Genomic DNA, 9,219 nt, shown 5'->3' on the forward strand with positions numbered 1-9,219 from the left:
GGGGAGGCGAAAGTGAAACGGATACGGTCGCAAACTCCGATGTCGGCGGCTGCGAACCGGCGCCGCGCGCTGCGTCGCACCGGGAGCTGCCATCGAGAATTCGATGTCTGACATCAGTCATCTTATTGGCATCCTGCGGTGCCGTACGGCTAGTTTCGACAGTGTCGTCGCTGACGATCCAGGCGCGCGGGAACGGTTCGTCCCGGTAGCGCTCGGGCCGGCGCGACAGGACTCGATGACGCGAACCCCTCCCGAGCGGGTTCCGGACGACGGAGACAACACACCATGTCGAAGATCCTTTTCGTGATGACCGGAGTCGACCACTGGACGCTGGCCGACGGGACCGAGCACCCGACCGGCTTCTGGGCCGAGGAATTCGTGGTGCCCTTCGAAAAGCTCAAAGGGGCGGGCCACGAGATCGTGGTGGCCACACCCGGTGGCGTCGTGCCGAGTGTGGACAAGAGCAGTCTCGCGCCCGAGGTCAACGGTGGCCAGGAGACCGCCGACCATCGAGCGCGGGTGATCGGCACGAGCGCCGAGCTGAACAACCCCGTCGACTTGGCGAAAGTGGACTTGGCCGACTACGCGGCGGTGTTCTACCCCGGCGGGCACGGGCCGATGGAGGATCTCGCCGTCGACGGCGACTCCGGTCGGCTGCTCGCCGCCGTCCTGGCCTCCGGCAAGCCGCTGGCGGTGGTGTGCCATGCGCCCGCGGCTCTGCTCGCCGCCACGGGCGAGGATGGCGCGAACCTGTTCGCCGGCTATGCCTTGACCGGGTTCACCAATGCCGAAGAGACGCAGGCGGGTTTCGCCGGCAAGGCCCGATGGTTGCTGCAGGATCGGCTAGTCGAAATCGGCGCCGACTTCCGGGAAGCCGAGCCGTGGACCCCGAACGTGGTGGTGGACCGCACGCTGATCACCGGCCAGAATCCGGCCTCCTCCGCGGGTGTGGCCGACGAACTGCTGAAAACGCTGGGCTGACCACCCGCATGCCGTCGCGGTGCGCGGCGCGGACGAGTTCGAGCGTGGTGAAAGGCCGGTAGTCCGCGTCGGTGACGGTGCCGTTCTGGGGAGTGCCGTGCACCGGGGAGACCGCTGCCGCACCGGTGGCCGCCGCGGCCGCGACGTATTTCTCCTGCAACGATCCCGGGAAGTCGTCGATATCCATGCCGCCGAGCCACGGTGAGCCGCCGGGTTCTCCGGCCTGCAACTTCGGCTGGCCGTCGGTCAACGCGACGGTCGGCAGGTCGGGAGCCACCTCGCGCAGGCGCGTCAAGGCGCCGAAGTCGAAGCTCTGGACGGTGACCTGCCGCTCGATTCCCGCCCGGCGGATCTCCGCGACCACGACGTCCACGAACTGCTCGCGCGGCGCGGTCTGTTCCGGTGCGGCGGCCTCCACCTTGGTTTCGATGTTCAGCATCACCTGATCGGCGCAATACGCGCGCACCAGATCGAATACCTCGGCCAGCAAGGGCATTCGCGTTCCCGGAGCCCTGCGTTGCTCCGGGTGGTCCGCGGACGGCACCGAGCCGCAGTCGATCGTCCGCACCTGAGCCAGCAGTCCCGCCACCACGCCCGCCGCGCACATCCGCCGCATCACTTCATCGTGCCGCCGTCCGATCGCTTCCGGGTGAAGAAGCGGTGAACGGGCCGGCGTCACCGCCCTCGGGTACGGCCGCGGATCGGCGTCATTTCCGACGTGTTGACAAAGCCCTGCCCTCTTCCCTAATCTCTTCGTCAACGAAGAAACATCTTCGAAGACGAAGAATCTTCGAAGCAGTGAATGCTAGGGAAGGGTTTTCGCCATGACGTCGACTGACGCCGACACCGAATCGACCACACCGCGGAGAACGCGACGGCGCACCGTGGGCAGAGCCGTGGGTGTCGCCGCGCTGACGCTCGGCATCGGCATCGGCGGTGGATATCTGTGGCTGGACCGGACGTCGGACGTCCGCAGTACCGGCGTCGCCGAATGCCTGGACGTCGTCCCCGACGGCGGCAGCGCCGAGGACCTGCGAGCCGTGTGCGCGACCATCGCCGCCATGACCGCGGCCTGGGACCGCAACGACGCCGACGCGTTCGGCGCGACCTTCACCGAGAACGCCACGTACACCACCTTTCTGGGCACCCACTATGCGGGCCGCGGCGATCTGACCGAGGCGCATCGTGCCCTCTTCGCGGGATTCCTGAAGGGCACCGAGCTCGCCGACTCCTTCCTCGGAGTGCGTTTCTTCGGTGCCGACGTCGCGATCGTCACCAGCCGTGGCGACCGCTACGAGGACCACCGCCCGGCGGAGTTGTCCAAGACGCAGACCTACACGCTGGTGCGCGAGGCCGACGGGCGCTGGCGGATCGCGAGTTTCCACAACACCCAGCGGCGACCGGCCATGGAGCGCGTCTCCTTCCTGTTCGACCCGGCGACGAAGCCGAAGGCCGAACGGTGAGAGCGCTGGTGACCGGGGCCAGTGCGGGCATCGGGCGCGCCTTCGCGAAATCGCTCGCCGAACAGGGCTATTCGGTGACCGCGGTAGCACGCGGTGTCGATGGCCTGGCGGCGTTGATCGCCGAACTCGGCGACGGGCACGACCATCTCGCCGCCGACCTCGGGACCGAAGAAGGGCTGCGGTCGGTCACGCAACGGCTTCGCGGCGGCGGTTACACGCTGCTGGTCAACAGTGCCGGGACCGCCACGCACGGCGAATTCACCGCGGTCGGGCTCGAAGCGTCGATCGCCACTCTCGACGTGAACTGCCGGGCGGTGGTCGTGCTTGCCCACGCTTTCCTCGACGCGGCCGAGCCGGGCAGCGTCCTGGTGAACGTGTCCTCCACTCTCGGCCACACGCCGAAACCCGGCCTCGCGGTCTACAGCGCGACCAAGGCGTTCGTCACAGCCTTGTCCGAGACGCTGTGGCACGAACAGCGAGCACGCGGGGTGCGGGTTCTCGCCCTGTGTCCAGGCGTCACCGCCACCGCCTCGCAGACGGCAGCCGGCGTGCCGCACTGGCTGGTCCAGACACCCGAGCAGGTGGTGGACCGGGCGCGAAAAGCATTGTCCGACGGATCCGATGCCGTCGTCTTCACCAGCCCGATCAACCGGGCACTCACCGCCGCGTTGCGGCTGTTTCCCCGCCGGGCCGCCCTGGCCCTGCTGGCCGACTGAAGGAGATCGAAATGAACACCGGCACCGACACGGCCGCCATCCGCGCCCTCATCGAGCGCAGCAGGCAGGCATGGAATCGCGGCGACGGCGCCGCCTACGGCGCTTGCTTCACCGCCGACGCCACCGACATCACGTATGTCGGCACCGTCTACCACGGCGGCGAGGAGATCGGCCGCGCGCACCAGGCGCTGTTCGACAGCTTCCTGAAGGGTACGCAGCTGACCGTCGACATCCTCGAAATCCGTTGCTACGGCGCTGATACCGCCGTCGTCGTGACACGCGGCGAATCCTCGAAGCGGCAGCCGGGCAAGCTCGGGAAGCTCGCCACGTACACCGTCGTCCGCGACACCGACGGGCAATGGCGCATCGCGGCCGTGCAGAAGACCCAGCGCAAGCCGCTGATGGAAGCCGTGTCGTTCATGTCCCAGCCCGCCACCCGGCCCGCCGCGCACTGATGGCCGCCTCGGGATCGCGGGCGCTACCGGCGGCGCCGGGTGGATGGTCGCCTTCCTACTGCACGGGCATACGCGTTCATGCACCCGCGTTCGTGCGAATCACCGGAACCGAGCGATCCACGCTGTAGGCATGCACGGCGGTGCAGACGGTGTGCTGTTCGGCGACCAGCGCGGTCACCGACCGCGATCGCAGTAGGTCATCGACGGCAGCACGGTTTTCCGTGCCCAGTACGACCGCGGCGTGGTGGCGGTGCTGGACCGGATTGTCGTGGGCCACGCCGGGTGAGCTGTTCAACCAACGGCTCCAAGGCAGAAAGGCATAGGTGCGCAGGTCACCTACGCCGGCGTCGCGCAGTGCCCGTGCCATCCGCTCGTGCACGAATTCACGAAACACCGAGCTGCGGACTCCGCGGCGACGGCGGATCAGCAGCATGACATGATGCCCGCTGGCGTCGGCGAAACCGTCTGTCCACCAGCGTCCGTCGCCGGGCGGGGCGGCGTATCCGATCACGCGCTCGAAGACGTTCTGTTCGTCCAAGTACACCTCGCGGGCTCGGGTAGCCGTCATGAGGGTCGCGATCGTGCTGCGGAACCGGATCTCCGCGCATCCGTCCAGGCGTCGATGTTGGGGGACACGTGTCCCGACTCCGATGGTGGCCGGCCAGTACCCGTGGTCGGTGGTCGAGAAGTGCCGCTGGATGTACTCCACCAGGTTGGGTAGCTTCTCGACCTTGCGGGCATGGGCGCCGGCCCAGTATGCGGTGCTCACTTGCCGCGGCATGTCGGTGCGCAGCATGAGCGGCGCGAGCATGGAGGTGGTGCGAAGGGGAAAAGTCATCGTCGACTCCCGGGCGTAGTGGTTGTCGGTTCAGGAATGCACGACGGTGTTGCGCTGTGGGCCGAGGTCGAGGGCGCCGTCGTCGGTGGCGACCGAGGCTTCGACGATGTCACCAGCCTTCAGATACTTGGGGTTCGCGGCTTGGCGCTTGAAGAACGCCTTCCACTTCACCGCGGGCGGCAGCAGCGACCCGATGATCTCGATCGGTTTGGGCGGGGCCGTGAGCGCGGTGCCGGCCGGGGTGCCGGTCAGCACCAGGTCTCCGGGGGCGAGATCCTGGAAGCGGCTCAAAGCCTGCAGGGCCGGTAGCGGCCGGTAGATGATGTCGTCCCCGACGCGCATGTTCTGGCGCAGTTCACCGTTGACCCGCAGCCGCAGCCGCAGATCGCCGAAGCGGTCGAGCTCGTTTCCGGTGAGCACGGTCAGCCTCGGCCCGACAGGGGTGAAGGTGGGATAGGACTTGGCCTCGTAGAATTGGGTCTGCGGAAGCTGGATGTCCCGGGCGGAGACGTCGTTGGTGACAACCAGCCCGGCGACGATCCCGGGCAGGTCGCTCGCGGTGATCGTTGTTCCCGCGGTGACGTGGCACCCGATGACCAGGCCGATTTCCACCTCGTAGTCGAGCAGTCGGACGTGGCCGGGTTTGACGATGTCACCGAAGGGACCGGTGATCGATGCCGAGGACTTGCGGAAGAACGTGAGGGGGATGGTCTGCGGGTCCAAACCCGAATCCTTCACGTGCGAGCGGTAATTCGTCATCTGGGCGATCACCCGGCATGGGGTGGTCACCGGAGAGATCAGCTCGAGCGTGTCGGCCGCAACGGTTTCGCCGCTGGTGCGGGCGGTTTCGATTGCGACCCGGTCGGCCAGCAGCTCGCCCGTGGTGACTGCGGCGGTTTCGATTCGAGCGGCACCGGACCGGGTGCGGACCCACCAGGCGTCGGCGGTGCGCAGAACGGAGATGGTCATGACTTGGCTACCTTCAGCAGGCCGATGAGACGAGTGATGTCGAATTCGTTGCGGGCGCGCAGCGCAGTGAGCATGGCGCGGACCTCGCCCCGGACGTGGCGGGGACTGGTGCCCAGGAAGTCGCCGGTGGCCGGTGGACCCCACTGGGCCAACCCGGACGCGGTGAACGGCGCCCATCCGGGCTCGAGGGCGTTGTCGAACATGTCGCCGTCGGCGAAGTGCTCGACGAGGAAGCCATCGGGGTCGCGCCAGTAGTCGAACAGCTGGCTGCCATGGATGTGGCGCCCGATGCCCCACGACCGGAAGTAACCCTGCTCGCGTAGATACTCGCCACCGGCGGCGAGGGCGTCGAGATCGCTTACCTGATAGGCGGAGTGCACATAACGGTTCGACGGACCCAGCGCCATCGCCAGCGTGTGGTGGTCGGCAGGTTGCGAGCCGCGATCACAGCGGATGAAGCTCATCGTCGGCCCGCGCCGACGCTGGCCGGGGAAGTAGAGGAAATCGCTGACGATCATCCCGAGGGTGTCCAGATACCAGTCCAGGGCCGAGCGGTAGGTGGTGCTCTGCAGCACCACGTGGCCCAGGCGTTGCACCGTGGTGGGTGTGCGGGGCGGTCGCTGCGTGGCGTTGACGCGGAGGACGTCGTGGCCGAAGTTGAACACGTGCGGGACCTGCGCGGGCAGCGGGTCGAGCCGGTGCGTGCCGGCGACGACGCGCACCGGGAACCCGCTGGGGTCGACGAGATCGACCGACAGCCCGCCGATGGACTCCGGCAATGGACGGGGGCGGGTTCCGGTGGCGTCGGCCAAGCGCAGCAGGTCGGTGTCGTCCTGTGCGGTGAAGGCCATGCCGCGGAATCGGCTGGCGGTTCCGGCACGAATGATCACGCACGGCGCGCCGGGGTCGGCGCCGCGCAGCTGCACCTCGGTGTCGGTGCGTGCGGCGGTGGCGAAACCGAAGGCGTTGGCGAACGCCTCGGCCCGGGACAGATCGGGTTTGTCGAACTCCAGCCAGGCGATGTCGGCGACCTTGATCACCGGGTTGCGGGACCGTCCGGGATGTTCGCCCGGCAAGGCGCCCTGCTCACTGTGCAGGTCCTGATGTGCCGTCTTCATGATGGGTGTCTCCTCGCTCAGTTCGTGGAGTCGATGAGTCGCGGTCGCCGCAGTAGTCGCCGGGCCAGACGAGTCGGTCCTGGTGCGGGGGCCGGTGCCGGGGTCGGCACCGGCGACGGAGCCGCGCCACGAACCAGATCCAGCACGGCGCCGGGGCGTTCGGGCACAGTGTTTCCGCGCCAGGCGACGTGATGGTCGGGGCGGACGAGCACGAGGTCGCGTTCGTACAGTGCGCGGGCACGGTCGTCGCGAATGTCGATGACTTCCAGCGGCATTCCGCGGTCGGCGGCAGCGGTGACGAACGGTGTCACGTCGATCTCGCCGAAGCGCAGCAGGCTGAAACCTCGTCCGAACAGGTCGAACAGGGCCCTGCCGTCGGCCAGGAAGACACTCGGCGGGCGGGCGCCGGGGCGTGTGCCGGGAACGTAGACATGCATGTCGCTGTCGTGTCCGGGCGGTCCTTCGTGCTGGATGACCGGCGAGGTGTCGTAGCGGTATCCGAACTCGATGCCGTCGGCTTCGTTCTCGAGATTGCCCAGATCGAGTATTTCGCGTCCGATCCTGGACCGCTCGCGATCTCCGGACCAGCCCTGGCTGTGGATTCGCTTGGTGTGCATCGTCTTGATGGCCAGCCGGACCAGAGTGTGCCGTGCCGAAGCCGTCCGGTTGCGGACCGCCACCGGGCGCCGTTCGGTCTCGTATGCCTGCAGCAGCTGAGGATCACCCCACCCCTGTACGACGGCGGCGAGCATCCAGCCGAGTCCGACCGCGTCGCCGACGCCGGTGTTCATGCCGTAGCCTCCGGCGGGCACCACCTGGTGGGCGGAGTCACCGGCCAGCCAGACACGGCCGACGCCGAACTTCTCGGCCAGCGACAGGCGAGGCCGCCATGCGTTCGCGACGATGATCTCGCAGTCGAACCGCAGCCCCAGGTGCGTGAACAGGAACTGCTTCGGGTCGATCGAATCGGCGTCGACGCCGCGGCCGATGGGGCAGTGCAGGGTCCAGGTGTCGCGGTCGTTCTGCGCGATGAGCGTCCACCCCTTCGGCGACTGGGTGTGCCAGGTCGTGCCGTACCGCTCGAACACCGCCCGGTCCGGTGAGGTGAAGTGCACCATGTAGACCCGGCCGTCCATCGGGCTCTCGCGGTCGTCACGGTAGGCCCGCAGTGCGCCCGCAACCAGTCGGTGCAGGCCGAGCTCACGGGCGGCGAGGCGGTGCAGGTCGATGTCGTCGAGGGCGATGCCCAGCTCCCTGCGCACCACGCTGCCCGCCCCGTCGCAGCCTGCGAGATAGCGAGCGCGCACGGTTGTGGTGCGGCCGGTCGCGGTGCAGCGGATCACCGCGTCGACGCCGGAATCGTCCTGCTGGAAGGAGACCAGTCCCCAGCCGTAGCGGACATCGATCCCTTCGGTACGCGTTTCCAGTATTTCTTTCAGCGCAGGCTCGAGTAGTGCCTGCGACACGCGCATGGGCGGCTCGAGCGTGGTGGTGCCGTCATTGCGCTCGCGGCTCAGCTCACGCCGCCGGGTGACACCGGGGTAGCGAAACCGGGCGAGCTCCCACCCGTCGAGTTCGGTCACCCACGACACGTCGAAGGGGTGGTCCTCCGGGACCGCGACCTTACGAACGTCCTCGGCTACCCCTAGCCGCCGGAACAGCTCCATGCTGCGGCCGTTGGTGATGTCCATCTTGGGATGCGTGGTCGTCGACGGATTGCGTTCCACCAGCATGGCGGCCACACCGTGGTGCGCAAGGGTGAGCGCCAGGGTGAGGCCGACCGGGCCGCCGCCCGCGATCAAGACGGGGACCTCTACCTCTGCTGGTCCCGCCGGCCGTTTCTGTTCGGCACCCGCTCTCATGACCGCGCCTTCTCCTCGCTGTGGTTCGGGTCTCGACCCGCCGTCTCGCCATTGAACACTAGTGTCCAATTTAGATCAAGTATGTCTATTTGTTCTTGATATGGTTCCGTACGGGCACAATGGGCGCCGAGTGCTCGGCGGCAGAGCGGAAGGGCTGTTCATGACCTCGACGGACCAGCGGATCAGTGCGGCTGCGGTGCGGCTGTTCACCGAGAAGGGCTCGACACAGATCACGGTCAGCGAACTCGCGCAGGAAGCGAACGTTGCCCGTGGAACGCTCTACCGCAATGTCGGATCGGTAGAAGAGCTGTTCGACCGGGTTGTCGCCGAACTCAGCGCGGACATGCACGAGCGTGTCTCGGCATGCTTCACCGGCATCGACGATCCAGCGGCCCGGCTGGCGACAGGAGTGCGGTTGTGGGTGCGGTATGCGTTCGAGAATCCGATGATGGGCCGTTTCGCGGTGCGGTTCGGGCTGACTGCGGAGTCGCTGCGCGCGATGATGACGGGGCCGCCGAAGCGGGATATCGACCTCGGTATCAGCGCCGGCCGGTACCTCGTCACCGACTCCGCTGTGCCGAACATCGTGTCCCTGGTGCTCGGAGGGACGATGAGTGCGATGTGGACGGTGCTCGAGGGGCACCAGACCTGGCGTGAGGCGGGTTCCTCGACTGCCGAACTCTTGTTGCGCTCCCTGGGAATCGAGCCGGAGGAAGCGCGCGCGATCAGCCGGACGGAGCTTCCTCGGCTGCCCGGGAGCTGAGCCTCTCACCGGCGGTCGGTACGGGTAGGGCCAGGGTTGCTTCGTCTCAGGTCA

10 protein-coding genes are annotated in these 9,219 nt (G+C 67.7%); 5 read left to right on the plus strand and 5 right to left on the minus strand.

Annotated elements, in window-relative coordinates; genetic code table 11:
* Positions 1-285: 285 nt before the first annotated feature.
* Entirely contained in the window at positions 286-981 is a 696-nt protein-coding gene (locus ON21_RS33055) for a type 1 glutamine amidotransferase domain-containing protein (RefSeq protein WP_039804666.1), read from the plus strand.
* On the opposite strand, the gene ON21_RS33060 is transcribed toward ON21_RS33055, so the two are convergent.
* Positions 917-1,597 (minus strand): glycerophosphodiester phosphodiesterase family protein, encoded by a 681-nt coding sequence (locus ON21_RS33060; protein WP_083881053.1) that lies wholly within the window; start codon positions 1,595-1,597, stop codon positions 917-919. The genes ON21_RS33055 and ON21_RS33060 overlap by 65 nt on opposite strands.
* Positions 1,598-1,805: 208 nt before the next feature.
* Here ON21_RS33060 and ON21_RS37715 point away from each other — a divergent pair, with 208 nt between their 5' ends.
* The 3 genes from ON21_RS37715 to ON21_RS33075 are packed head-to-tail and all read left to right on the plus strand — an operon-like array spanning position 1,806 to position 3,615.
* A complete protein-coding gene (locus tag ON21_RS37715; protein WP_083881054.1) occupies positions 1,806-2,444 on the plus strand; it encodes an SgcJ/EcaC family oxidoreductase in 639 nt (212 codons plus the stop codon).
* Between the two features lie 8 nt (positions 2,445-2,452).
* Positions 2,453-3,160 (plus strand): SDR family NAD(P)-dependent oxidoreductase, encoded by a 708-nt coding sequence (locus ON21_RS36630; RefSeq protein WP_218004195.1) that lies wholly within the window; start codon positions 2,453-2,455, stop codon positions 3,158-3,160.
* An 11-nt stretch (positions 3,161-3,171) separates the two neighbouring features.
* Positions 3,172-3,615, plus strand: coding sequence for an SgcJ/EcaC family oxidoreductase (locus ON21_RS33075; RefSeq protein WP_039804669.1), 444 nt, complete (start codon positions 3,172-3,174; stop codon positions 3,613-3,615).
* Between the two features lie 76 nt (positions 3,616-3,691).
* Here ON21_RS33075 and ON21_RS33080 read toward each other — a convergent pair whose 3' ends face one another.
* The 4 genes from ON21_RS33080 to ON21_RS33095 are packed head-to-tail and all read right to left on the minus strand — an operon-like array spanning position 3,692 to position 8,402.
* A complete protein-coding gene (locus tag ON21_RS33080; RefSeq protein WP_157171140.1) occupies positions 3,692-4,453 on the minus strand; it encodes a hypothetical protein in 762 nt (253 codons plus the stop codon).
* 30 nt (positions 4,454-4,483) lie between these two features.
* Complete coding sequence (locus ON21_RS33085; RefSeq protein WP_039804671.1) at positions 4,484-5,422, minus strand: fumarylacetoacetate hydrolase family protein; 939 nt, start codon at positions 5,420-5,422, stop codon at positions 4,484-4,486.
* Positions 5,419-6,540 (minus strand): VOC family protein, encoded by a 1,122-nt coding sequence (locus tag ON21_RS33090; protein ID WP_039804672.1) that lies wholly within the window; start codon positions 6,538-6,540, stop codon positions 5,419-5,421. Before ON21_RS33090 ends, ON21_RS33085 begins: the two co-directional genes overlap by 4 nt.
* Positions 6,541-6,557: 17 nt before the next feature.
* Positions 6,558-8,402 (minus strand): FAD-dependent monooxygenase, encoded by a 1,845-nt coding sequence (locus tag ON21_RS33095; protein WP_083881055.1) that lies wholly within the window; start codon positions 8,400-8,402, stop codon positions 6,558-6,560.
* A 160-nt stretch (positions 8,403-8,562) separates the two neighbouring features.
* Between ON21_RS33095 and ON21_RS33100 the strand changes: the two genes are divergently transcribed.
* The gene (locus ON21_RS33100; protein WP_039804689.1) at positions 8,563-9,165 is read left to right on the plus strand and encodes a TetR/AcrR family transcriptional regulator; all 603 of its coding nucleotides are present in this window, start codon (positions 8,563-8,565) and stop codon (positions 9,163-9,165) included.
* Positions 9,166-9,219: the final 54 nt, after the last annotated feature.

Source organism: Nocardia araoensis NBRC 100135 (genome assembly GCF_000308435.1).
GTDB classification, from domain to species: domain Bacteria; phylum Actinomycetota; class Actinomycetes; order Mycobacteriales; family Mycobacteriaceae; genus Nocardia; species Nocardia araoensis.

Bases quoted from the DNA above. Each gene is read 5' to 3' on its own strand.
- ON21_RS33055 (WP_039804666.1), top strand. From the start codon at position 286: ATGTCGAAGATCCTTTTCGTGATGACCGGAGTCGACCACTGGACGCTG.
- ON21_RS33085 (WP_039804671.1), bottom strand. From the start codon at position 5,422: ATGACCATCTCCGTTCTGCGCACCGCCGACGCCTGGTGGGTCCGCACC.
- ON21_RS33075 (WP_039804669.1), top strand. From the start codon at position 3,172: ATGAACACCGGCACCGACACGGCCGCCATCCGCGCCCTCATCGAGCGC.
- ON21_RS37715 (WP_083881054.1), top strand. From the start codon at position 1,806: ATGACGTCGACTGACGCCGACACCGAATCGACCACACCGCGGAGAACG.
- ON21_RS33090 (WP_039804672.1), bottom strand. From the start codon at position 6,540: ATGAAGACGGCACATCAGGACCTGCACAGTGAGCAGGGCGCCTTGCCG.
- ON21_RS33100 (WP_039804689.1), top strand. From the start codon at position 8,563: ATGACCTCGACGGACCAGCGGATCAGTGCGGCTGCGGTGCGGCTGTTC.
- ON21_RS33060 (WP_083881053.1), bottom strand. From the start codon at position 1,597: ATGCGGCGGATGTGCGCGGCGGGCGTGGTGGCGGGACTGCTGGCTCAG.
- ON21_RS33095 (WP_083881055.1), bottom strand. From the start codon at position 8,402: ATGAGAGCGGGTGCCGAACAGAAACGGCCGGCGGGACCAGCAGAGGTA.
- ON21_RS33080 (WP_157171140.1), bottom strand. From the start codon at position 4,453: ATGACTTTTCCCCTTCGCACCACCTCCATGCTCGCGCCGCTCATGCTG.